At 43.0% G+C, this 25,536-nt stretch carries 21 protein-coding genes; 10 read left to right on the plus strand and 11 right to left on the minus strand.

The window, feature by feature from the left end; all coding sequences use genetic code 11:
* Positions 1-89: 89 nt before the first annotated feature.
* The 5 genes from MN869_RS14550 to MN869_RS14570 all read right to left on the minus strand — a co-directional run bounded on the left by MN869_RS14550 (position 90) and on the right by MN869_RS14570 (position 5,043).
* The gene (locus MN869_RS14550; RefSeq protein WP_243308450.1) at positions 90-686 is read right to left on the minus strand and encodes a hypothetical protein; all 597 of its coding nucleotides are present in this window, start codon (positions 684-686) and stop codon (positions 90-92) included.
* A 173-nt stretch (positions 687-859) separates the two neighbouring features.
* Positions 860-1,405, minus strand: a complete 546-nt coding sequence (locus MN869_RS14555) for a glutathione peroxidase (protein WP_004801991.1) — start codon at positions 1,403-1,405, stop codon at positions 860-862.
* A 118-nt stretch (positions 1,406-1,523) separates the two neighbouring features.
* Positions 1,524-2,297 (minus strand): helix-turn-helix transcriptional regulator, encoded by a 774-nt coding sequence (locus MN869_RS14560; RefSeq protein ID WP_004801994.1) that lies wholly within the window; start codon positions 2,295-2,297, stop codon positions 1,524-1,526.
* Between the two features lie 14 nt (positions 2,298-2,311).
* Entirely contained in the window at positions 2,312-3,526 is a 1,215-nt protein-coding gene (locus tag MN869_RS14565) for an MFS transporter (protein ID WP_243308451.1), read from the minus strand.
* A gap of 290 nt (positions 3,527-3,816) precedes the next feature.
* A complete protein-coding gene (locus MN869_RS14570; protein ID WP_243308452.1) occupies positions 3,817-5,043 on the minus strand; it encodes an MFS transporter in 1,227 nt (408 codons plus the stop codon).
* A 146-nt stretch (positions 5,044-5,189) separates the two neighbouring features.
* Between MN869_RS14570 and MN869_RS14575 the strand changes: the two genes are divergently transcribed.
* Positions 5,190-5,834, plus strand: a complete 645-nt coding sequence (locus tag MN869_RS14575) for a TetR/AcrR family transcriptional regulator (protein ID WP_243308488.1) — start codon at positions 5,190-5,192, stop codon at positions 5,832-5,834.
* A gap of 103 nt (positions 5,835-5,937) precedes the next feature.
* Entirely contained in the window at positions 5,938-6,858 is a 921-nt protein-coding gene (locus MN869_RS14580) for a DMT family transporter (protein ID WP_243308490.1), read from the plus strand.
* Between the two features lie 394 nt (positions 6,859-7,252).
* Here MN869_RS14580 and MN869_RS14585 read toward each other — a convergent pair whose 3' ends face one another.
* The 3 genes from MN869_RS14585 to MN869_RS14595 are packed head-to-tail and all read right to left on the minus strand — an operon-like array spanning position 7,253 to position 10,152.
* The gene (locus MN869_RS14585) at positions 7,253-7,822 is read right to left on the minus strand and encodes a Sua5/YciO/YrdC/YwlC family protein (RefSeq protein WP_243308454.1); all 570 of its coding nucleotides are present in this window, start codon (positions 7,820-7,822) and stop codon (positions 7,253-7,255) included.
* A 34-nt stretch (positions 7,823-7,856) separates the two neighbouring features.
* On the minus strand, positions 7,857-8,990 hold the full coding sequence (dprA, locus tag MN869_RS14590; protein WP_243308462.1) for a DNA-processing protein DprA: 1,134 nt from the start codon (positions 8,988-8,990) through the stop codon (positions 7,857-7,859).
* A 10-nt stretch (positions 8,991-9,000) separates the two neighbouring features.
* The gene (locus MN869_RS14595) at positions 9,001-10,152 is read right to left on the minus strand and encodes a LysM peptidoglycan-binding domain-containing protein (protein ID WP_004802007.1); all 1,152 of its coding nucleotides are present in this window, start codon (positions 10,150-10,152) and stop codon (positions 9,001-9,003) included.
* Positions 10,153-10,274: 122 nt separating this feature from the next.
* On the opposite strand from MN869_RS14595, the gene def reads away from it, so the two are divergent.
* The 3 genes from def to MN869_RS14610 all read left to right on the plus strand — a co-directional run bounded on the left by def (position 10,275) and on the right by MN869_RS14610 (position 13,435).
* Positions 10,275-10,805 carry a peptide deformylase gene (gene def, locus MN869_RS14600; protein ID WP_005319693.1) on the plus strand — a complete coding sequence of 177 codons (531 nt, stop codon included), beginning with the start codon at positions 10,275-10,277 and terminating at the stop codon, positions 10,803-10,805.
* Between the two features lie 20 nt (positions 10,806-10,825).
* Positions 10,826-11,263, plus strand: a complete 438-nt coding sequence (locus MN869_RS14605) for a DUF2946 family protein (protein WP_243308464.1) — start codon at positions 10,826-10,828, stop codon at positions 11,261-11,263.
* 75 nt (positions 11,264-11,338) lie between these two features.
* A complete protein-coding gene (locus MN869_RS14610) occupies positions 11,339-13,435 on the plus strand; it encodes a TonB-dependent copper receptor (RefSeq protein ID WP_243308492.1) in 2,097 nt (698 codons plus the stop codon).
* A 46-nt stretch (positions 13,436-13,481) separates the two neighbouring features.
* Here the strand turns inward: MN869_RS14610 and MN869_RS14615 are convergent, their stop codons facing one another.
* Both MN869_RS14615 and MN869_RS14620 read right to left on the minus strand, forming a co-directional pair.
* Entirely contained in the window at positions 13,482-14,243 is a 762-nt protein-coding gene (locus tag MN869_RS14615; RefSeq protein WP_243308466.1) for a hypothetical protein, read from the minus strand.
* A 315-nt stretch (positions 14,244-14,558) separates the two neighbouring features.
* The gene (locus tag MN869_RS14620) at positions 14,559-18,053 is read right to left on the minus strand and encodes a PAS domain-containing hybrid sensor histidine kinase/response regulator (protein ID WP_243308468.1); all 3,495 of its coding nucleotides are present in this window, start codon (positions 18,051-18,053) and stop codon (positions 14,559-14,561) included.
* 185 nt (positions 18,054-18,238) lie between these two features.
* On the opposite strand from MN869_RS14620, the gene MN869_RS14625 reads away from it, so the two are divergent.
* Positions 18,239-18,571: a DUF485 domain-containing protein gene (locus tag MN869_RS14625; protein ID WP_004656466.1), complete on the plus strand. Its 333-nt coding sequence runs from the start codon at positions 18,239-18,241 to the stop codon at positions 18,569-18,571.
* Position 18,572: 1 nt separating this feature from the next.
* Positions 18,573-20,288, plus strand: a complete 1,716-nt coding sequence (locus MN869_RS14630; protein WP_171552429.1) for a cation acetate symporter — start codon at positions 18,573-18,575, stop codon at positions 20,286-20,288.
* A gap of 50 nt (positions 20,289-20,338) precedes the next feature.
* On the opposite strand, the gene MN869_RS14635 is transcribed toward MN869_RS14630, so the two are convergent.
* Positions 20,339-21,547: an oxygenase MpaB family protein gene (locus MN869_RS14635; protein WP_243308470.1), complete on the minus strand. Its 1,209-nt coding sequence runs from the start codon at positions 21,545-21,547 to the stop codon at positions 20,339-20,341.
* Between the two features lie 85 nt (positions 21,548-21,632).
* Here MN869_RS14635 and MN869_RS14640 point away from each other — a divergent pair, with 85 nt between their 5' ends.
* The 3 genes from MN869_RS14640 (at position 21,633) to betT (ending at position 25,097) form a co-directional block, all read left to right on the plus strand.
* Positions 21,633-22,229: a TetR/AcrR family transcriptional regulator gene (locus MN869_RS14640; RefSeq protein WP_243308472.1), complete on the plus strand. Its 597-nt coding sequence runs from the start codon at positions 21,633-21,635 to the stop codon at positions 22,227-22,229.
* A 43-nt stretch (positions 22,230-22,272) separates the two neighbouring features.
* Positions 22,273-22,968, plus strand: a complete 696-nt coding sequence (locus MN869_RS14645) for an ion channel (RefSeq protein ID WP_243308473.1) — start codon at positions 22,273-22,275, stop codon at positions 22,966-22,968.
* A 152-nt stretch (positions 22,969-23,120) separates the two neighbouring features.
* Entirely contained in the window at positions 23,121-25,097 is a 1,977-nt protein-coding gene (gene betT / locus MN869_RS14650; protein WP_243308475.1) for a choline BCCT transporter BetT, read from the plus strand.
* Positions 25,098-25,536: the final 439 nt, after the last annotated feature.

The following is a 25,536-nucleotide window of genomic DNA, read 5'->3' on the forward strand; positions in this document are numbered from 1 at the left end:
GGTTTGACATAAAAAAGCCACCGTAAGGTGGCTTTTTTATGTCTCATCTATTTTTGAAACCTCAATTTGAAGTTAAACAGTCGATGCTTTTAAGTATTTGACTCGTCTTTATTTCCCAACACTAAGGTCGCTAGTTTTACCATATCCATTTGAATCGTATTAAACTGCTTTTCTATCTTGGCAAAATCAATTTTTGAAAGATCGGTTTGACCATGTAATAGCGGCATATTCAGCAGCTGTTGATTTGCACTCAATAAGCTTTGGCGAATTTGATCCACTTCCGTACTTTTTAAATTAAGTGCCAGTAAGGCATCCTGTAAACCATTCAACTCTTGGTTGAGTGTAGCCGTGGTACTTTGTAAAGTTTGGACATTTTTATCTTGAATCGCTTGTTCAAGATTGGTTTGTGATTGCTTAAGCAGAGTCACGTAATCATCAGTCTCGATTTGCAATTTAGCGATATCACGGGCGATGTTCAACATATTGCCACGACTTAAGGTTTGGGTATCCTGAGTGACTGATGTTGCGCTTTCTTCATTTTCAGAATTTGTGTCTGTCTGATCAAACGCAGTTGTTTGCTCAGCTTGTTCACTCTCTTGAGGGGCTTGGTCACAACCAGTGAGCGTTAATGCCGCTGCAAGTGTAGATACAGAGAGAATGGCTTTGAGAGATAGATTTTCCATCATGGCTGAACGACACCAGATTATAAGAGATGGTCACTATAATCAGAAAGTGTGGAGAAAGAAGTGATTTTTGCAATTCAGCAACAGTTTGATAAATGCAGGGTGACGAAGGGCTTTCTAGGTTTGGAATAGAAAAGAGCAGATCAAATGCTCTTTTCTATAGATGTTTCTCAAGTTTACTTCGCTAATTCAGCTTCAATCGCGCTGACAATACGCTCGTCATCCGCAGTAATATCTGGTGCAAAACGCGCAACAATTTCACCATTCTTATTCACTAAGAACTTTTCAAAATTCCATAACACTTCTGGTGGGTTGTTTGGCGTTAAACCATAATCGACCAAGTCTTTCCACCATGGACCTTCGCCTTGACGCTCTGGAATCGCTTGGGTCAGGGTTTGATATAAGGCATGTTTATCCTCACCCGCAACAGAGATTTTTGCGAACAGAGGGAAGTGTACGTCATAGTTCAGTGAGCAGAACTGCTGGATTTCATCATTTGATCCCGGCTCTTGTTCTAAGAAGTTATTCGCAGGAAAACCAAGAATTTCTAAACCTTGATCTTTTTTGGCTTGATACAGTTTTTCCAAACCTTCATATTGTGGTGTTAAACCACATTTTGATGCTACGTTAACGATCAACAGGACTTTGCCTTGATATTGATCGAGATCGACTTCTTGACCTTTGATGTCCTTAACAGGAATGTGATAAACCGATTGGCTCATGGAATACGTCCTAATTTGTTGTTGTGACAATACCCGTTTGTTTTAACTGCTATTGCCGCAGAGTGCAATGCTCTTGATATGAATCCATACAAATAATCAGAAAAACCAAGCCTTTATTTCAGAGAGAAGCATTTTTAAGTTGAATCGGTGTTTGCCCTGTATAGCGCTTAAAGAACTCAATAAAGCTGGAGCTGTGATGATAGCCCAAAGCAAAGGACAACTGTTTAATGGTCATCCCTTGGCGGATTTGGTTGATGGCAAAAATAATCTTGGCGCGATTACGCCATTCTGACAGCGACAGTTGTAACTCTTGTTGACTCAAACGTAGAACATGCCGCTCGCTCACGGTAAAGTTCTGTAATACCTGCTGTAAACTGCTATTAAATAACTCAGGATCAGACAGCTTCTCTAAGATTGGCGATAAAATGGGATGGCTACTTTGGGGTAAATAATGTGAGTAAGCAGGTGCTTGTTTGAGCTGATCGAACAGCACTTGTAGCAGGTGTTCGAGATATTCAGGGGGCGCAGCTTGTTTTTGTTGCTCTAAAATTTGCAGTACCAATGCCCGAAAGAAAGGCTCGATACTAAAACAACGACAAGTATTCCCTAAAAAATCGCCAAACTTTGGATGTAGGCGAATACAAATATAATGAATTTCATGCTCAACAGGGAGTGATTGGTGTTCGGTTCGTGAGGGTAACCATAATCCATAACTAGGTGGTGATAGGTAGTATTGACCTTCAATATCAAACTCTAAAGTTCCATTCAAACTGAAATTGAAATCACCCCAAAGTGAAGAATGAGGTGTGACAATATCATCTTTTTGATATAGAAATTCGTGCACTTCTATACCATGTAAAAAGGGAAATTGTTCAGCAACATCATGCTTCATTTGAGGATCTCATTCTAATTCTCGAAAGTCACTTTCGGGTTATTCAAGCCTTTGGCCAAAGTGAAGATACTAATCAAAGCTAAGGCAACAAAACTAATTACACCATAAATTAAGATATTTTCGTTGAAATGATCAACCACATAACCACCGAGTAGTGAACCTGTGGCAATCATGACTTGGAACATGCCAACGAACAGAGGCATGCCTTTTTCCACGGCATGAGGAGCATGCACAAACATCCAGATATTGGCTGAGGTCGGGAAAGCACCGAAAGCAAAACCCCATAAGGCTGTCAATACAATTGCCCCAAACTCATGAATTGCAAAGATTGGGAAGCCAAAGAACACGATTGCAAAACAGATTCCGACAAAGGCAAGGGTATAGCGTACATTTAAATTGCCGCTATAGCCTGCAAAGGCATTACCAAAAATACCTGCAATACCATAAAGCAGAAGCAATGAGCTAATGGTGGTCCCATTAAAACCAGCAATATTTTTAAAGAAGGGTGCCAAGTAACTATAGGCACAGAAGTGCGCAAGACCAATCAGTAATACGATTAACATGCCGCTACGTGCTTTGGGGGTGCGCAATAATGCAGGTAGGTCGCGTAAATGAATGGCAGACTCAGGTTTCAGTTTTGGTAAGAACATCACTTGTAGAACCAAAACCAGTAGTCCAATCACCGCAGTAATGCCGAAAGCACTTCGCCAGCCATAGAATTCACTGAGCCATGTCCCGATTGGAACACCGAGGACGGTCGCAAAAGTAACACCTGCCATCACAATTGCAGTGGCTTTGGCGATGGGTAAATGTGGGGGTGCAAGCTTACCACTGAGCGCGATTGCGGTTGCCCAGAAGCCACCAATTGAAATTCCGAGCACTAGACGACTGAGCAATAACACATTGAAGTTATCGGCAAATGCCGTAATGGTGTTGGCAATCACCATAATTGCAGTCAATAAGATCAATACATAGCGACGATCAAGTTGTTTGACCCAAATAGGTAATAGTGGTGCAGCAATTGCTGCCATCACCCCAGGTAAGGTAATGATTAAGCCTGCAGTCCCGACGGAAATATCTAAGTCCGCTGCGACACTATTCAATACGCCTACCGGCAAGAATTCGCTGGTCACCAATGCAAAAGCACCAATGGCAACAGCTAAAATTGCATACCAACTACCTTGCGTGGTTTCGATGGGTCGTGCATCTGAGGAAGAGGATTGTTCCATGTGAATTTCCTTATTTGTCATTAAGATGACAAAAGGGTTAAGAATAAATTAAGTTTTTATAACGATCGTTATGAAATAAAATAGTAGATAAATGCAAGGTCGTCAATTAATTTAATAGTGATCGTTATAAAAATATTTGTAAGGCTTATGATAAATATGCATAGCTTGGGAAAGCCACGTGGAAACGGAAATGAATCAATAGGGTCGCCTTAACAGGTTGTGTAGAGGCGACCAGTCATGATGCGAATAGAAGAAATATCTAAGCAGAGGACCCTGTTTGATCTCTGCATCTATCCTTGCGTTTGATAATGGGTTTTAGGGTTGTTCAGACCTCGTGCTAGCGTAAAGATCAACACCAGAGAACAGAGGACCAATGGCAGCATGGCGAAAAATAAGACCGTACCATTAAAATAATCCACGATAATGCCACCAAACATACTGCCCAGCGCAATCAAAATTAAAAAGGTCAATGTCACCATTGGCATGCCTTTTTCAACGGCTTCAGGCGCATGTGTAAACATCCAAATATTGACTGCGGTTGGGATAATGCCATAAGCGAAGCCCCATAAAGCAGTTAATATGATTGCAGAGACGACATGTGCTCCAGACAGCGGTAAGCAGAGAAAGGCAAAGAAGAAGGTGATAGCACTGACTGCAAAGGTATAACGGATATTCTTCTGACCCAGATAGCCTGCAAAAATATTGCCAAAAATCCCTGCAATCCCATAGACCAGCAGTAAACGGCTAATCAGACCATCAGAGAAGTCTAGCTGGTGTTTAAAAAAGGCAGAAAAATAACTATAAGCTGCAAAATGTGCAAAGCCCATAAAAATAAAGATGATCAGCCCTTTACGCGCTGCAGGATGTTGCAACAGGATTGGAAGTTCTTTCCAACGCAATGAAGAGGCGGGTTTGAGTTGAGGCAGATATAGATATTGGAAGATAAACAGGAATACCCCCATCAGTGAAATTACAGTGAAAGAGGTCTGCCAACCATTATACTGAGCCAACCACGTACCCATCGGCACCCCCAATACACTGGCCAAGGTCACTCCGAAGGCCACCCAAGCAGTTGCTTTGGCAATAGGTAAATGAGGTGGTGCAAGGCGACCGCTTAAGGCGACGGCAGTGGCCCAGAATCCGCCAACAGCAACGCCCAGAATGATACGTCCGACTAACAGCAGGATAAAGTTAGGCGCAAATGCGGTGAGAAGATTGGCAACAATCATTAATAGGGTAAGCATCAGTAACAGAGTGCGTCGATCCAGTGTCTTCGCCGAAATTGGTATCAGCACTGCCGCAAACATACCGACGATTGCGGTCAATGAAACGGTTAGACCTGCTGTTCCAACCGAGACTTGAAAGTCCCGTGCGATGTCATTGAGTACACCAATCGCAAGAAACTCACCTGTGACCAAGGCAAAAGCGCTGAATGTAACAGAGAGCAATGCGAGCCAGTTCCCTTGCGAGGGGTTTGACTCCAGTGAGCTGAGGTCAGTTGCAGATGGGTTTTCCATAAAAATTCCCTTTATTGTTAGTTAGATAACAATAAAATTGAAAAGTAGTAATTTTTTATAACGATCGATATAAAATAAAATAGTTGATTAATGTTGCTGCGTCAATTAATTTGATAGTGATCGTTATGAAAATACCTGTGACTGTTATGACAAATGCACCTGATCCTCTGCCAACACCCTGTGATGACAGCTTGAAAAAAAAGCGTGGCCGTCCAAAGTGTTTTGACGAGCAGCAGGCTTTGGAAAAAGCCATGTTGCTATTTTGGGAGCATGGTTATGAAGCCACGTCGATCAGTGATTTAACGCAAGCGCTAGAGCTGACTGCACCGAGCTTATATAGTAGCTTTGGTGATAAAGCTGGGCTGTTTTATAAATGCATCGATTATTATTTGGCCCATGAAGCGTGTCCGATTGTTCCTATTTTTTTAGAAGCCAAAACCGCCAAAGTTGCATTTGAGCTTTATCTATATGACAACGTTAAACGTTTGGCTCAACCGAATAAACCAGCAGGGTGTATGTTGGTTGTTGCAACCATGAACTGCTCGGACAATGCACAGGCGGTGCAACACAATATTCTGGAAAAACGTTTGCAGACCAAGCAAAAACTGTTTGAGCGTTTAGAGCAGGGCGTTGCCAACGGTGATTTGCCAGCAACAGCGCCTTTACAGGAAATGACCGACTTCTATGCAACAGTTGTGCAAGGTCTAACCATTCAAGCACGAGATGGGGCGACTGTTGCACAACTTCATAAGGTGGTTGAACACGCGATGCGCGGGTGGGAGCTGTTTTAAGCCACGATGTCGTGACTGCGATATAAATGTCTGAAATACGATATTTCAATTATTTTGGACATCTTCCACAATACTCTCATTGCTGAGATATGGTGAGAAAATGATGGGTCAGTTGAGTAAATACCAGAAATGGGCCTTCGTATTGCCTTTGATTGCGGTTTTGATTTGGTCGTTGAATATTGCGGTGACACGCTATGTGGCGGACTATATTTCACCCGTCAGTATCAGTTTTTACCGCTGGTTAGTCGCCTTTCTGATTTTAACGCCGTTCATGTTACCGAAAGTATGGAAACAGCGCAGTTTAATTGTGCCATACCTTCCTAAATTGGCCGTACTTAGTGCTTTTGGTATGGTGTTGTATCAAGGTCTTTCTTATACCGCGGCGCACTATACCACGGCGACCAATATGGGCATTGTGAATGCCTTTGTCCCGATCTTTACCATCTTTATCTCTTATTTTATTTTAAAAGATGCACCGAATCGTTTTGCCATTTTTGGCAGTCTCTTATCTTTTGCAGGCTTGATTTATGTGATGAGCCAAGGTCACCTGTCAAACTTATTTGATCAAGGCGGGCACTGGGGCGATGCAGTCATGGTATTGGCTGTAGGCTTCTATGCGTTTTATGGCGTGTTCTTGAAAAAATGGCAGCTACAGCTTCCTTTATTAAGCAGTTTGTATGTACAAATTGGTTTTGCGTTGCTGTATCACGTCCCATTCTTGCTCTGGTTTGGCCTAGATGGGATTAATGCACAGAATGCTGCGAGTGTTCTGTATGCGGGCATGTTCCCTTCATTAATTGCCCCGTTATTATGGATGGTCGCAGTACAGGCCATTGGCCCAAATCGTACCAGTATTTTCATGAATTTAATGCCAGTATTTACTGCGATTATTGCCAGTTTCTGGTTGTCAGAGCACTGGACGATTTATCATACCATTGGCGGTCTGATGATCCTGTTGGGGATCATTATGGCGCAGAAGAAAACGGTTAAAGCATTGGCTCCGCTGGCTGAATCTGCATCCTAAATGTGAAAGTTGATGGTGCGTTTGTTTAAAATATCAACAAACGCACCAAAAATATTTTTTGATGACTGTTCTTTCTATATGATTTGCAAATATATTTTTAAGATTTACTAAATTTATGATCAAAAAAAAGCTGAATAAAAATATAAATATAATTTTATTGAAAATGATGAAGTGACAAAATTGGTACGCTTTTCACACTTTTTGTTAGATAAATAATATATTTGTATAAATGAGACGATTCCCTCATAATAGCAACCACAGCAAGATGATTCATTTTTAGAATGAATAAGTTGCTCACCAAATTTACGAACCCTCTGGATGTGATTATACACATCCTTTTTATGCTCAGTTATCCCTATATAACTGAGCTTTTTTTTGTCCGCTATTCACCTAATTAGGCGCGAACAACTTCACCTGTCTGTGCATTCAAAATGCGACTTGGTTCTCGGCTCAACCCTAAATCACCTTCGAGATAATGTAATGAAGTTTTGAAGTAATGCTGTGCTTCTTCTAAGCTTTGTGCGGGTGAGAGACCTGCTGGGTTGGCGCTGGTAGAGACAATAAAGCCGCCAAATTGCTGGCATAGCTGCATACACAGCGGATGTGTCGTGACACGAACTGCGACCAAAGGATGTTGGCCTTTGATCCATGTTGGAATACTTTGATCAGCAGGGAGTAGCCACGTTGTAGCACGTTCTGTCTCAAGACGATTCGACCAACTGGCGATCACTTGCTGACGCAGGTCAGCACTCAAACCTTGCAGTAAATGTTCAACTTGGTCTAAATGCCCAGCCAATAAGATCACGCCTTTTTCAACGGGACGATGTTTGAGTTCTAAAATGTTCTGAAACGCTTGCTCATTGAAGGGATCACAACCCAATCCCCAAACTGCTTCTGTCGGATAAGCTAGAACTTGTCCTTGTTTTAAAAGTTGAGCTGCTTCAGAAATAGAGGAAGTAATCATGAGATGTATGTGAAAACGAGAGAGTACGACTAGTTTAATGCATTGGGCGACAACGTAAATAGCGTCCTGCTTGTTGCATGCATAAACCGAGTAATTCCAATTCCATTAATTGGGCGGTCAGCTCTGCAATCGTGATTGGATGGCGCAGCGCCAGTTGATCCAAATCTTGTCCAATCCAGTCCAGACTCTGATACAACGCAATCAAATGTGCGGGTAGGCTTGGCGGAGGAGCAGCACTGGCTTCATTAGTTGGGTGTTGTTGGGCTTGCCATTGCGTCGGTAGCGCTAAATCTTCAATGACCTGTTCGGGATGATCGACTAGAATCGCACCTTCGCGAATCAGTTGATGACAGCCTTGATGGTGTTCACTATAAATATGCCCAGGAATTGCAAATACCATTTTACCTTGGGTTGCTGCCTCATTCGCGGTGATTAATGAACCACTTTTCAATGCCGCTTCTACCACTAAGACACCGAGGCTAAGACCACTGACAATACGATTGCGCCGTGGAAAATGTTGTTGTAAGGGCATCGTGGTCGGCAGAAACTCAGTTACGATGGCTCCAGACTGGGTAATTTGTTGTGCCAGTTGTTTGTGCTGAGCAGGGTAGACGCTATCGAGGCCTGTACCCGTCACTGCAATGGTTCGTTGATGTGCCAATCCACCTTGATGTGCGGCCTGATCAATACCGTGTGCCAAACCACTACTGATATAAAAGCCTTTTTCACTTAAATAATAGGCAAAATCATAAGCGACTTGGCGTCCATGTGGACTCGGTTTACGGCTGCCCACCATGGCAATCTGTGGTTGTAATAAGGCTTGTGCCTGACCTTGACCAAATAAAATGGGAGGACGATCTGCATAAGGTAAGAGCTGAGTGGGATAACCCAGATCTTCAGGCGTTAAAATAAAATCGCTATATTTGCAAACCAGATCAAGTAGTTGTTGGAATAGTTGTTGACCCTGAGGGCTTTGAAATTCGGTTAAACGTTTTAAGTGGTTGGCGTGTAAGCCCAGTTGTGACCATTCTGAGAAACGATGCGGTTGTGTTGCATGTTCACAACCACCAAAGTGCTGCTGAATTTTGCTGAAACTCGACAGCGAATGCTGAACCAAGTACCACACCAACACAGTGTGATAGTGATGAGGTGATAATTGATTCAACATAGGCGTTTACTTAGTCATCTAATCGAGGTGGTTTAATATCCGAGCCAAGCTTGATCGGTAGCTCGCTTTCAAGGATATAGGCGTAGCTGATACGATCAAAACTCTTAAAGATCATGGCGCTACCTAGGTATTGTCCAGGGAGTTTCACTTTCTCCTTGGTCTTTGGATCTCTGACTACTTCACCATCTTGATAGACACTGAATACTTGACCAATTTCAACACCATCAGCGGTACCACGATCAACGGTGACCACGCCATTTTTGGCTGCTGTGCCAATTGAACCCATCACACGAATGATTTTGCCGCCGTCTTTTACCTGATTGGCATCAATTGGGTAGAATAAAGTCGGTAGCATGGCATCCTGTTCAGCCATCACCCGATCGCCACGACGAACTTCACCGTTATAACTATCGGTGAGCTCAACTGTGGTGATGTCATTTTCATTGCGGATGGCAACAGCCGAAGCCACTTGCGTCAGTTCAACCCCAAGATTCTGTTTCTTGCCATTTTGGTCTAATACAATGTACGGCTCACCTTCACGGAATACGCCATAACGTTGACCGTTTTCAAGACCTTTACCACGCACATAAACACTTTGGCCTTTACCTGCAAGTACGCGGTTGTCTGCTGTGCCCAAGATATAAGGGGTATTGGCAATCGCGTCTGCTGGCAGAACCGAAGTACGCTCTAACCATTGTTGAATATGAGCCAAAGGAATGACAGGAACACTATTATTCAAGGCCTCAACACGGACTTGAGGACGTAAATTTGAGGTGTTGCCGGTATAGCGACGAATAATCCCATCACAACCATCACCTTCATCTTTACCAATCAATGGTTTACCATTCAAGCTACACAGCAGTAAGCGATCGCCTGGATAAATCCAGTGCGGGTTTTTCACATGTTTATTGCTTGCCCATATTTCTGGCCAGCGCCAAGGCTTACTTAAAAATTTCCCTGAGATATCCCAAAGCGTATCGCCTTTTTTCACCACATAAACATGTGGCGCACCGACTTTCACTGAAGGTGGACTGACATTTGGGCTGGCTGCGTGGGCGAAATTAATGCTCATGCCTAATCCCGCACAAATTGCAGCGGCAATCAGTTGTTTTTTTAACCCCAAGGCATGAAATGAGTGTATGCCGTTTAAAACCTTTTTCATTATCATAATTCCTAAAAATTATGTGTGTAGTTGCGTTATAATAACGACTTTACACACAATTTTTTGATCAAGTATTCCCTTTAGTTGGTTTTTTGATCAATGGCATAAGTGAGGACGACTGTATGGCCTTATTACCTATTCTAAGTTTTCCTGATCCCCGCCTTCGTACCATCGCCAAACCAGTCGAAGAAGTCACTGATGATATTCGTCAGCTTGCAGCAGATATGTTTGAAACCATGTACGAGGCACCGGGTATAGGTTTAGCGGCAACTCAGGTTGATCATCATATTCAGCTTATTGTTATGGACATCTCTGAAGAGAAAAACCAACCAATGGTGTTCATTAACCCCAAAGTCATTCCACTGACCGAAGATACTCAGCCGTATGAAGAAGGCTGTCTCTCTGTGCCTCAAATATACGACAAAGTTGAGCGTCCGTCACGCGTAAAAATCGAGGCAATTAACCTTGAAGGTCAAGCATTTGTGTTAGAAGCTGACGAACTTCTCGCTGTTTGTATCCAACATGAAATGGATCACTTAAATGGCAAACTTTTTGTTGATTATTTATCGCCTTTAAAGCGTCAACGTGCACGTGAGAAAGTGGAAAAAGTGGTTCGCCAACGTGAAAAAGAAAAAGTAACCGTCAAACGTTAAGCGATAGACACTTTTTAAAGATGTTCTCTTTGTTTCGTTGTGGCTTGCTGCTTGCTTTAACCGCGGTCTGTTTGCAGATTGCGGTTTTCTTGCAGCCGTTACTTCCGAAGCAATATCAAATCGCGCCTGTCTGTGAAACCATTACTCAGGCGTTGTTGTTGCCTAAGCTACAAGCTTCGCACAGCCATTCGGTCCATGCATCTCTGCAGCATGCGCATCAACTTGAACATGTTCAAGTGTCGATGCCAAAACATGATCATCACGATCCTAACCACCAATGTCAGTACTGTACGGTCTATGCCAATCTGGTATTGCCGCCTGAATTGGGGGTGAAAGAGGTTCTGGTCCGTATCCAAGTCCGTTTAGTTGCGTATCAACAAGCCTTTAAGCATGTTTATTTTGCACTGCAACGGTTGTTCTTATTGCCTCAAGGGCGGGCTCCGCCACTCTTTGCATAAATTAAAACTTTCTTTTCGTTAGGGTTTTTTTGGAACTCTGACTCTGTTTTATCTATGTTTTAAGAGAGACCGATGATGGCTCAACCTAAATTTTTATTACAACCGCTAACGGTTGCGATCTTGGCTGCTTCAAATACCGCAATGGCGTGGGCAGAACCTGTTCAGCATGAGCAGGCACATGTCTCAATGGCACCGATTGTGGTCACGGCACAACAACCGAATGAGCGCAATGGTTTGGTGGTGCAAGCTGATCCGAAGAAACCGATTCAACCCATCCCTGCGACAGATGGTGCCGACTATCTACAAAGTATTATGGGGTTTAACTCAATACAAAGCGGTGGCACCAATGGAGATGTGACCTTTCGTGGTATGTTTGGTTCCCGCATCAAGATTTTAACCGATGGTACCGAGAACCTTGGTGCATGTCCTGCGCGTATGGATGCACCGACCTCTTATATTTCTCCTGAAAGCTATGATCGAATCTCAGTGATTAAAGGGCCACAAACGGTTCAATATGCCAATACTGGTTCAGCAGCAACAGTGATTTTTGAACGTGAACCTGAAAAGCTCACTAAAGAAAAAACCTATCGTGGACAGGCGAGTGTATTGTGGGGTTCATTTGGGCGCTTAGACCAGAATGTTGAAGCGGCGATTGGTGATGAGAAAAAATATATCCGTTTAAATGCCAATCGTTCTGAATCGAATAGTTATCAAGATGGCGATGGCAACACCATACCGTCTTCATGGGAACGTTGGAATGCCGATGTTGCATTGGGCTGGACCCCAGATGAAAACACTTGGTTGGAGTTGACCGGTGGTAAAGCAGATGGTGAGGCTGAATATGCTGGGCGTGGAATGGATGGGGCACAATTCGCCCGTGAAAGTTTAGGTCTACGTTTTGAGAAAAAAAATGTCACTGATGTAATCAAGAAAATTGAAGCTCAGGTGAACTACAGCTATAACGACCACATCATGGATAATTTTAGCTTGCGTAAGCCAGAATTGAAGCATGATCATGAAACTCATGAAATGTATCTAGATAAAGCAGCTATGCAAGTGACACGCCGTACCTTGAACTCACGTTTGGCGATGACCTCTGAATGGGATCAATGGAGCTTAATCACTGGGGTCGATTCTCAGTTTAATAAACATGGTGGCAGCATGGTATCTCCTAAGATGAACATGCCGTTCCGTCAGGATATGCGGTTTCAGTCTTATGGTGCTTTTGGTGAGTTGACTTATCAATTAAACCCACAGAACAAGATCGTGACAGGTGCTCGCGTAGACCAAGTCACTGTTGATGATGAGCGTGCGGATTCTAAAGCTAAAGGTTTCAATACCCAGCTTGAAAAAACCTTACCCAGTGCGTTTGTCCGTTTGGAAAATCAAAATGCCGAGCATGGCGTGAACAGTTATGTGGGCTTGGGTTATGTTGAACGTATGCCAGATTATTGGGAATTATTCAGCCCTGAACATGGTAATGCAGGTTCGAGCAATACCTTTAATGGGGTACGTCCAGAGAAAACCTTGCAGTTAGATCTGGGTTTTACTCAGCAGCAGGGGGCATTTAACTCATGGGTGTCGGCATACGCAGGGCTGATTGATGACTATATTCTGATGAATTATCACGATCATAGCCATATGCATGCAGGTGGACATGGCGGGCATGGCAGCAGTGGCATTACTGCTGGCGCGAAGAATGTGGATGCAACCATTGCGGGTGCTGAGGCAGGTATTGGTTATCAGTTTACCGATCACATTCAAGCAGATGTGAGTGCGATGTATGCGTGGGGGAAAAATACCACGGACAATACCCCGTTACCACAAATCGCACCTTTGGAAGGTCGGGTTAATCTGCGCTATGTTGCTGATAAATATACGCTCGGTATGTTGTGGCGTGTGGTGGATCAGCAAAATCGCATCAGCTTGCATCAAGGTAATATCGTGGGTTATGACTTGAAACCAAGTGCAGGTTTCTCAACGATTTCATTGAATGGTAGTTATAGTCTGAATAAAGATGTCGATCTTTCTGTAGGGGTAGATAACGTCTTGGATAAGACCTATACCGAGCATTTGAATAAAGCGGGAAGTTCAGGTTTTGGTTTTGCCAGCGAGGAGCAATTCAATAATACCGGTCGCAATTATTGGATGCGTATGAGCATGAAGTTCTAAGCAACAATAAAACAAGGTGGCTGAGCCACCTTGTTTTATTTTAGCGTTAAGCCAAGCAATCTTGTTTTGGCATTAAGCTATCGCAGTACAATGGATTCAATGCACATTGCAAGTCATCGATTTGTTCTTGGGTCACATAGCCTTTGGCTTTGAGATATTCTGCGACGCGATCATCACGCAGACTTAAAAATGCGGCATCATAAACGCCTAAATCAACAAATAAAGCCGCGGTTTCCAAGCTATTAAAATGGTCTAAGAACACATCATTTTCATACATTAAGAAAATATGCGTCAAATTGGCGTTGGTATCGACTTTTAAACGTTGTGCTAATTGTTCGGGGCGTGTTTTGATAAACAGTAAATCCGAAAGTTCATCGAACTGGGTTTTATCCAGTTGGTTTTCACCACCTTTGGCATGTCCTAACCATGCTTTAAATACCAAGACAGCACCACCACGTAACAGCATACTCCAGATTTGATGGCGTGTTTCATGATCAAGATGGGATGATTCTGCTTCAAGTGCTTCTAAGAAAGAATCTTCTTGCTCTGCCAGTTTTGCAAATAAGCCAAGACCTTGTGGGTGATAAGCTGCAGGTACAAATACATCAAAATTGAGTTGATTAAATACATTGAGTGCCAGTGGAACAGCAGCTTGGTAAAGCGTATTCAGTGCGCGTAAATGTGTTTCATCCAATTTGCTGTGCACAAAGATGGTTTGCCAGTCCAGTTCAGGTAACAAGGCATTCGCACTGTATTGGCGATAAAACTGTTGTGAGCTATGGTCTGTTGTGGGGTGACTGTTATTCATGATCAATGTCCTTTTTGACAATTTGTAATGAGAAACCCAACAAGCCGAGGTCTAGGTTTCGTTGAACTTGATCAATTTATGCGGTATCGAGAAAACAAGTAGAATACGACTAAAGTTGTAGATGTAATTTTAAGGGTAAAATTCAATAATAAAAACAATCACTTGTTAAATTGTAAGTAAGTGTACAAATGTTCACTAATGTAAGTGAACGTTTTTGCCATAGTCAATAATGATTTGAGCACTTTGGTCAATTCATCATCGAACAAAGTGCATTTTTTTGATCATTTTGGCCTATGTTGCAAAATATTTTGCTAGTTATTGCATGGGCATGATTTTTAAACCAGAAAGCCACGCACGTAAACCCGCAGGTTTGAGTGGCTTTCTCAACAACACAATATTCTGCTGTTTTAAGTATTGTGGGAGTTCTGGATCAGAATCTGCGGTAATTAGTGCTACTGGAATATGGGCCAGTCGATGTTGCTCAATGAAGTCTAGACCGCGTTGATCATGGTTCAAATGCTGGTCGATCAGCCAGACCTGAATATCTTCTTGTTCAATCAGTCTTAGTGCTTGCTCAGGTTCTGTTGCAGTAAAAATCTGATAGCCCCATTTGCTGAGTAAAGTCCGCATACCTTCTAAAATGGTTTCGTCATTGTCCAAGCACAACACTTTATAGGCGGTATGTTGCAGTGCTGGAACATGCGGTATTGCCATTTGAGTTTTTGGTGCTTCAGCGAGTGGTACTTCAATCATGAAACAAGAGCCTTTACCTAGTTCAGAATAGACATGCACAGGAAAATCAAGCAGGCTGGTCATACGTTGTACAATGGCAAGTCCGAGACCTAGACCTTGTTCACCCCAAGGTGAAGTATGTCCACAGCGTTCAAACTCTTGGAACAGTTTCAGGCGTTGTTGTTCATGAATACCGGGTCCCGTGTCCCAAACTCCGATACGAATATGCTTCGGACGTTGTGCAGAACGTAACACGCCGACCACCACACGACCTTGAGCGGTATAACGTAATGCATTGCTGACAAAGTTCTGAATAATACGTCGCATCCATTGCGGATCGGTATCGACCCAAAATTTAGTGTCGTGAACAGACAGTTGAATATTGCGTTGAGCAGCAATCGATTTGAACTGTAATTCCAGATCATTTAATAAATCATGCAGTGCATAAGCTTGGCGTTTTGGCTGGATTGTTCCACCTTCCAAACGGGCAATATCTAGGAGTGCAGAGAGCATACTTTCTGCACCATAGAGTGCGCGATCCAGTTGTTGCAAGGTCTGTTGGTCTTCCGTTGAATGCACACTTTGCTCTAAAGCGGTACTAAATAAACGGGCAGCATGCATGGGTTGTAATAAGTCATGACTGGCTGCGGCAAGGAAGCGGCTTTTCGATTGATTAGCTTTATCGGCTTGTTCTAGCGCGAGTTGTTGCTCGGTCAATGCATTGGCAAGCTGCTGAGTTCGATCACTGACACGTTCCTCCAACACTGCTTCATTTTCTCGGAAGGCGGTAATATCGGCGAAAGTGGTCACGAAACCACCACCCTCAATCGGATTACCACGCATCTGAATGACCAGACCATCTTTACGAATCCGCTCGAACTCATGGGCGCTACCGACTTTCATCCAGTGCAGTCGTTTACGCACATGTTGCTCGACAGGGCCGGGACCACATTCACCACGTTCCGCGTTATAGCGAATCAGATCTGCAATCGGACAGCCGACGTAGACCAGATCTTTAGGGTAATCAAATAACTTTAAATATTGGTTGTTCCATGCCACCAGACACATATTTTTATCTACCACACTGACGCCTTGGGTCATATGGTCGATCATGGTCATGAGTAGGTTCTGATTAAAACGCTGCCATTGTGAGGCTTGGTCGAGAATATTGGCGACTTGTCCGAGTGCCAAGCCATTGTTAATCATCGCGGTGGTGAGCAAGGTACGTGCAGAAGCGGCACCAATAATCCCTGCTAGATACTGCTCAGTGAAACGCCACCACATGCCATTGGCGACATGGTTTTCATTTAAAACCACATGGTTTTGTTCACAAAACTGTTGGAAGGCTTGAAGGGTTGGCTTATCCCCTGTGACCCGTTTAGCCAAGGCCAATAAGTCCCCGACTTTCAGACGTGCAGCATTCAAGTGTAGATCAGTTAGATCGGTATTGGATTGAGCCGATGGCAGAGGTTTACTTTCATAATAGAAAAAGCTTTCCGCCTGAATTTGTTCAGCCACACTTGGACGATACAAACGAGATACCCAGATATACAGCACCACGTTCAGGCCTAGTGACCACAGCACACCATGGGTAAGCGGGGCAAAAGATTCAAATCCAAGTAGGGCTTCAGGGCGTAGGCCATTAATATCAAAGGGACCAAACAATAACAGATGTTGTGCAAATTCTTGATAATGATCAGGCAGGCTGCGCAATACTGTTGGGAACAGTAGCGTGTAGCTCCACATGGCAAAGCCCATGAGTAGGCCGACATAGACGCCTTGGCGACTTGCCCCACGCCAATAAAGTCCGCCGATTAAAGCTGGAGAGAATTGTGCCACCGCACTAAAGGCCAATAAACCAAATACAGACAGCTGATTGATATCATTAAAAAAGTGGAAAAATAAAAAACCCAGCAACATCACACTGACGATACTAATGCGGCGGGTCAATTTGAGCACGCGAGGTAGGTGCTGATCATGACGAGAAATGATTTTAAAGCGCCATAATGCGGGCATGATCAGGTCATTACTGAGCATGATCGAAAGTGCCACTGAAGCCACCAACAGCATCCCCGTTGAAGCCGAAAAGCCTCCTAAAAAGGCCAATAAAGCTAACCATTCTTGTTGATAGCTTAACGGCAGAGCCAATACCGCAATATCAGGTGTACCCAATGATTCTGGTAAAGAGTGTAAAGCCCAACTGGCAATTGGGATGATCGCAATCACGGTGAGAATCAGGTAGGCTGCGAACCAGCGTCGTGCGCCACGGATATGCTTTTCATCACGTAATTCCACCACGGCCACATGAAATTGGCGCGGTAAGCAAATCATGGCTAAGCCTGCCAATAAGGTCTGAACCCAAAAGGTTTCAGGCACACCCAATTGTTGCAGGTCATGGAAATGCTGATGGACGTCGCTACTGACTTGTTTAATATTATCAGGCGATTTTAATAAGAAAAAAGCAGCGACACAGAGCAAAGCAAATAATTTAACAAAGGATTCAAATGCGACGGCCAACATTAAACCGCCGTGCTGTTCGGTATGCGCAATATGGCGTGTGCCAAAAATCATCGCCAAAATCGCCAGTACCGCAGTCAGCACTAACACACTATTGGTGGTGGTATGGATATGCGCATTTTGCTCAAGAATAACGGATGCACTGAGGGCAATGGCACGTAGTTGCAAAGCCAGATAAGGCACGATCGCAATCACGGCAAGAATCGTTACCAATGCAGCTAAGCTACCACTTTTGCCATAACGTGCTGCGACAAAATCGGCAATCGAAGAAATGGCATGATGTTGACGAATCCGGCCTAAGCGTTTCCAGATGTCATAACCAAACCAGATGAACAGCAAGGGACCAAGATAAATCGGTAGAAAAATAACCCCCTGACGTACCGCAGCACCCGTCGCACCGTAAAAGGTCCATGATGAGCAATAGACCCCTAAAGTCAAACTAAACAGTAGCATACGACCGCGGGTGCTTAAACGGCTGGCATGTTTTTCACCAAAAAAAGCGCAGCCGAATAACAGCACAATATACAGGGCAAGGACACCAAGAATAAGCCAACTGTTCATATTGCTCACGTGATCAAATTCCATTTTTTATCATACCCGAAGTGCAGGTATCGCAAGGAGTAGAGATTGTCATTTAGAGACCAAAGTCTAAGTTACGAGTCAAGCATAATCTTGTTACTTTGGATAATGAAAAATCCCATGTGAAAAAGGGGTCCACGGTTGGACACAAAAATAAGGAGTCAATTATGGATGATTCACAGGTAGATCGAATTCTACGAAATCCAAAGTTTCAAGAGATGGTCAGCAAAAAGCGCACATTAAGTTGGACATTAACAGCAATCATGCTGTTTATCTACGTTGGGTTTATGCTTTTGGTTGGCTATAACAAAGAATTTTTAGCAAGTTCATTTAGCGGTGGTGTGACCACATGGGGAATTCCCCTTGGTTTAGGCATTATCGTATTGTCATTTATCTTATGTGGTGTGTATTCCTATATTGCCAATACTAAACTTGACCAACTGAATGAAGCAGCCCTCAAGGAAGTTGAGGCCATTGCACATGAAAAAGGGATGCACTGAGATGAAAGGGACATCATTCAAAGCGAAATTATTCGCACTGCTAAGTTTCTGTTGTTCGAGTGTCGCATTTGCAGGCCCTGATTTAGGTGCAGCAGAGCAGCAGGCAACCAACTGGCATGCGATCATCATGTTTACGATCTTTGTCGGTTTTACCCTGTTCATTACCAAATGGGCGGCAAAGCAAACTCAATCTGCACAAGATTTCTATACCGCTGGTGGCGGGATCAGTGGTTTCCAAAATGGTTTAGCCATTGCGGGTGACTATATGTCAGCTGCATCTTTTCTGGGTATTTCGGCACTGGTATTCAGTTCGGGTTTCGATGGTTTGCTCTATTCACTGGGCTTCATGGTGGGTTGGCCAATCGTACTTTTCCTTGTCGCCGAACGTTTACGTAACTTAGGGAAATATAACCTTTCAGACGTAGTGTCATTCCGTCTGGAAGAAAAACCTGTGCGTACTTTGGCTGCTTTCAGTTCATTGGTTGTGGTTGCGTTCTATCTGATTGCACAGATGGTCGGTGCAGGCCAGTTGATCAAACTGCTATTTGGTTTGAACTACAACATCGCCGTGGTGATTGTCGGTCTATTGATGATGGCTTATGTGATCTTCGGTGGTATGTTGGCAACAACTTGGGTACAAATCATCAAAGCGGTGATGCTACTCAGTGGCGCGACTTTTATGGCCTTTATGGTGATGAAAGCAGTGGGCTTTAGCTTTACCAATATGTTTAACCAAGCCATTGGTGTGTATAGCCAAGCGCATAGCATGAGTTGGGAAGAAGCATCAAAAATCATGGGGCCAGGTAAACTCGCGGCCAATCCAATTGATGCGTTATCACTTGGTCTTGCCTTGATGTTTGGTACAGCAGGTTTGCCGCATATCTTGATGCGTTTCTTTACCGTAAAAGATGCGAAAGAAGCACGTAAATCAGTTGTGGTTGCAACAGGTTTTATTGGTTACTTCTACCTGTTAACCTTCATTATCGGTTTCGGTGCGATTCTGTTTGTTGCAAACAACCCTCAATTCCTTGATGTGGCGAAAGCAGCAGTGACAGGTAAATTAGAGTTAGTCGGTGGTAACAACATGGCTGCGGTTCACTTAAGTGATGCTGTTGGCGGTGACTTGTTCATGGGCTTTATCTCGGCAGTGGCGTTTGCAACAATCCTTGCTGTAGTGGCTGGTTTGACCCTTTCAGGTGCATCTGCAATCTCACATGACTTATATGCCAATGTGTTCAGAAAAGGTAAAACTACACCTGAGTCTGAATTGAAGATGTCAAAAATCGCAACTTTAGGTTTAGCGATCTTTGCTATGATCTTGGGTATTCTGTTCGAGAAGCAAAACGTTGCCTTTATGGTTGGCTTGGCCTTCTCTGTAGCATGTTGTGCAAACTTCCCAGTGTTAGTGTTATCCATGTTCTGGAAAGGCTTAACCACACGTGGTGCAGTGATTGGTGGTGTAGTTGGTTTGGTTGGTGCGGTGAGCCTAATCATTCTGTCTAAAGCCGTTTGGGTGGATACGTTGGCAATTTCTGAAACTGCGCCAAACCCATTCAATGGCCCAGCATTATTTGCAATGCCACTCTCATTCCTTTGCTGTTGGTTCTTCTCTGTAACAGACAAGTCAGCACGTGCAGAGAAAGAGCGTAAAGCCTTTGATGCTCAGTTTGTTCGTTCAATGACAGGGATCGGTGCGTCTGGCGCGTCAGATCACTAATCAATAAGTCATAAAAAAAGCCCTCATTGATTGAGGGCTTTTTTTATGACTTATTGATGCATGCTGGCCAGTTGCTGCCCTTGGTTGCGGTATAACGACAAGCCAATGCGTTGCAGATGACGTCCGTTGTGTTCAAGGAAGCTGTTTAATTTTGGAATATGTTTGGCACTGGTATACAGCGCTAAATTTCGACCAATTAAATAATAAGCAAACCAAGATGCTGATTGTGGCGCTAAACCGAGCTTCTGCATTTTCTTGCGACCAATAAAGAACTGGGTAATTTCTAAATGCTGCTTATAAGCCAGTTTTTGTTGGAAAGAACGTAGATAACGGTACTTTCGTTCGAATGGTTCTTTGGAAAGGCTGGAGCCGAGCGAGATACTACTGGTATCCGATTGCGGATGTGCAAATTGCATCCAGTAAATCAGTTTCCAGCCATCTGCTTCATGATTGACTAACCATTTTTCTTCAACACCCATCAACCAACCTGCATATTTCCAGAAATGTAAAAAGCTATCGACTTCTTGCGTACTCGGAAAAATCCCCAGAGCACGAATACCAATCAGTACTACGCCACTAAAGGCAATATTGGTCATGGCCTGATCATACTGGTTAATGGGGAGTCCCCAAGTCTCGGCATCCCATTTCTCTGATTTTTGCAGTTGATGGCGGACCAAGGCATGAATGAATCGCACAAAAATCGTGGAGGTAAAACCTTTGCTAAAGCGTTCAAAACCACCTTGTTCAGTGATATCCACCCACCATTTGGTGGTTTCAGCCAAACGTGTACCTGCCTGTTTTTTTAATGCGCCTGTCAAGACCAAAGGTTGGTTAAAACCAGGGTACATATAGCCGGTCATTAGGGATAAATCTCGGAGGATAAGACCGTTATTTATTCCCAAGCGATAGGTGAATTTCAGTGCTTCATCGACTTTGGCTTGCTCATACCACGCAGGCTTTTGTTCCACTTGCTGAAAAAAGGTGGTGAGTTCAGCAATTTCATGTGGCAATTGATCGAGGCCTTGATATAGCGCCGTTTCAAAGTATTTACGATGCTGTTTCGGATTTTGTAACACCCAGAGCAGCAACTGATCCATCGGCGCATCACCACTTTGTAGGGCGGTATTCAGTGCCTGATACTCTGCATAACTAGGCTGTACCTGCTGATGGGTCATATAACTGAGAATCTTGGTTTTGAGATTGGACTGACTCATGTCTTCAAACGCAGCCAAGCGTTTAGGTTTAACCATGCTTTGCATTGCATAAAGCCTCTGATTGTTATTTAATCAAAGCTTAATATGAATAATTATTCGCATTCAATTCGCATTTCAGTCGAGTCTGTTTATGAGAAAACGACCACAGCAGCAACGTGCCAAAATGATTGTGGAAAGTGTTTTGGAAGGGGCACAGAAATGTATTTCTGAATATGGGGTTTTACAGGTGACCACACCTAAAATCTCTGAAAAATCAGGTGTCAGTGTTGGATCGATTTATCAGTATTTTGAAAATAAAGAACAAATCATCGCAGAATTATTATTGCGTAAAAGTGAAAGCTTGGGGCAAGCTGTAAAACAGTTGGTGATGCTACAACAACAAACCTCTATTCAAGACATCATCACATTAAGTATTGCTTTTGGCTTTGAATCTTTGAAATCCGATCAAGGTTTTTTTATCGAAATATTAAAAAACTGGCATGCCTATAGTGAATCGGAAGCGGCGCAGGTATTGGAGCAACACTTCTTGGAAATCGGCATGTATTTGTTTGGGCGTTATTATCCGCATTGGGATTTTGAGACCTTAAAGCACAAGTCTTTTGTAATTATTAACAGCACCTTATTTACCATGATGCGTTATGCCAGTAAAAATACCTTTTTGATTGAAGAACAACGATTGCAACAAGAACTCTCGAAAATGATTATTTCTTTTTTAGATGCCGTATGATGCGATCGATAAGAAAACTAGAACAAGACTTAGGAATAATAATATGCAAACTTTAAAACAATTCTGGCAGAGCTTTCGTTTACTTCCATCAGCATGGTTGTTGCTGGTTCAATTGGCCTTGTTGATTTTATATATGTTGACCACAGGCGACAGTGAATTTCGTGCCTTAACTTGGTCGCTGGGTGTTTTGGCTTTGTTGATCATCGCTAAAGTGATTCGGCAAACGCCTGTATTTACCTTTTGGGGACTGGTTTTTGTCAGTGGTGCTTTTTTATTTTCGATCCTGATTTTTATTGGCTATAGCAATTTGATGATTCAGATCATCGCGCATAGTTTTGAAGCATTGGCTTATTTCTATGCAGCATATGGTTTGTTGCGCTATATGTTTGCGGATCGCTATCTGACCAAAGATGAATTGTTTGCGGCAGGGGCAGTATTTACCCTCATCGCTTGGGGTTTTGCCTTTTTATATAGTATCTGTCAGTTAATCCTGCCGAATAGTTTTCAAAATCCCAATCAACCTCAAGCTTTACAACATTGGCTCGATTTATTGTTTTTGAGTTTTAGTCTACAGTCAGCAACTGGATTATCAGATTTAATCCCGATCAGCCCTGCGGCCAGAGTCTTGGCAATGCTGCAAATGTTTGGTGGGGTGATGTATTTGGCTGTGGTGGTGTCTCGACTTATTGCGTTGCAATATATTGCACACGTGCCGAAACACTCGAATGATAAAGAATAGCCTTGTTACAGCATTACAACTGCTTTATTTTTCACATTTTTTATAATTAGTATCGAGTTTTACATGCTTTAAGCTCGCTTTTATTCACATTGTGAATGTCTTCTTTGGCCGTCATGGCTTGTCCATTATCATTAGAATAACGTGGGGGAATTATGCCTTCCAAGCCATCTTCGCATTTTGAGAATGTGAATCCAAACGTGTTTTTAAGCACGGTGATTATCATTGCGATTTTTCTGGCAATCGTCATTATCGCACCCAGTTCATTTGAATTTTTGACTCAGCAACTGAAGCAATGGATCACGGACTCGTTTAGCTGGTTCTATGTCCTATCAGTTGCGGTGTTTTTGATTTTACTGATTTATATTGCCTGTTCGGCCAGTGGTAAAATCAAATTAGGTCCTGATCACAGCCAACCTGAATACAGCAATGGCTCGTGGTTTGCCATGCTATTTACCGCAGGGATGGGCATCGGTTTGATGTTCTTTGGTGTAGCGGAACCTGTAATGCACTATGTCAGCCCACCGAGTGGTGATCCTGAGAGTGTAGGCGCTGCACAACAAGCCTTAAGAATTACCTTTTTCCATTGGGGCTTGCATGCATGGGCAATTTACGCCGTGGTTGGACTGGCCTTGGCCTATTTTGCTTATCGCCACAATTTGCCATTAAAAACCCGTTCTGCCTTATACCCGATTATCGGTAAGAAGATTTATGGTCCTTGGGGCGACAGCATTGATACCTTCGCCACCATTGGTACGGTTTTCGGGGTGGCGACCTCTTTAGGTTTTGGTGTGACGCAAATCAACTCAGGTCTACATTATCTATTTGGGATTGAGCAAAGCAGTCAAGTTCAAGTTGGTTTAATTGTCTTTGTGAGTATTCTTGCTTCAATGTCAGTATTTTTAGGTCTGGATAAAGGAGTCAAACGCCTTTCCGAACTAAATCTGATTTTGGCTTTGGTGCTGTTGGCCTTTGTCTTTATTGCTGGCCCAAGTATTTACCTGCTGCAAACCACCATTCAAAACATGGGCTCGTATATGTCGAACCTATTTGGCATGACCTTTAACCTCTACGCCTATCAACCAAATGGCTGGATTGGTGGTTGGACCATTATGTATTGGGCGTGGTGGATTTCATGGTCACCATTTGTGGGGATGTTTATTGCGCGCGTGTCGCGTGGCCGAACCATCCGTGAATTTATTGTCGGTGTGTTACTGATTCCGACCGGTTTTACCATTATCTGGATGGGCTTTTTAGGTAATGCCGCACTGTTTAGTATTATGCAAGAGCATAATGTAAGTTTGCTTCATGCTGTGCAAACTGATTCATCAGTAGCTTTATTTGAGTTTTTGAATCACTTACCTTTTTCAGGTGTGATGAGTTTGCTGGCAACTGTATTGGTGATGCTTTTCTTTGTGACCTCAGCAGATTCAGGTGCATTGGTGACCGATTATCTAACGGCTAAAACTGAAAACTCTCCAACATGGCAAAGATTATTTTGGACCGTGTTGATGGCAGCATTAGCCATTATTCTATTGTTGGTTGGTGGTCTGTCTGCATTGCAATCCTCTATTATTATGAGTGCATTGCCTTTTACTTTTATTATGTTGTTGATGAGCTGGGGTCTGTTAAAAGCCTTGAAGCTGGATGTCACCAAGATGAAAGCCATTCAGGAAGCGCGAATTACACCACGTGCCATTAATAATCCACGTAGTTGGCAGCAACGCTTGGGTTTGATTATGCATTATCCGCATACAGAAACTGAAGTTCAGCATTATATCGAGACACAGGTACGTAAGGCCTTTGAAAGTATTCAGCGTGAATTTAAACGCCGTCACTTAGAAGTGGAGATACGTGAAATCGAAAATGGTCTGCAACTGCATGTCGATCATCATCATGAAATTAACTTCACTTATAAAGTAATCTCACATGCCACCGTTCCACCAAGTTTTATGTTGGGACGAGCAGAGGAAGATGAGGCCAATTATTTCCAAGCAGAAGTTTTCTTAAGAGAAGGCGGTCAAAATTATGATGTGATGGATTGGACCCAAGAAGATTTAATCCAAGACATTATTGACCAATATGAGCGTCATCTTTACTTCTTGAATATTGTTCGAGGTACAACGCCTTAGATTGAGGAGTGTACTCAAACAATAAAAACAACGGCTTTGATTTGATCAAAGCCGTTGTTTTCTTTTATATGATTAAGTTTTGGGCATCAGAGGATGATAAATAGGATTCTTGAATGGCTTTATGGATGGAGAAGTGGTGAAAAAATATCAAAAAGAATCTGTTTTTTGTTTAAAGTTGCAGCGAAATACATAAAAAACCAATAAATAACATAATCTTATGTTTGGTGGCGAGTGTTTAAATTCTCTTTTAAGATAATTAATAAATTTTAAATTATATAAATCAGTGAATTAGATCAGTTAAAGTTTAAAAATAAAACAACCGATTTTTTAATTTTCTAAAAATGCTTGCACGTGAACTGAAATACTGTAGAATGCACATCCATCGGCGGTGATGCAGATAAAAACTTGTTGAGAAACAAGGATTTGGCTAGAAAGGTTA

The sequence above is a fragment of the Acinetobacter sp. NIPH1876 genome (assembly GCF_022808535.1).
In the GTDB taxonomy this organism is placed as follows: Bacteria; Pseudomonadota; Gammaproteobacteria; order Pseudomonadales; family Moraxellaceae; genus Acinetobacter; species Acinetobacter higginsii.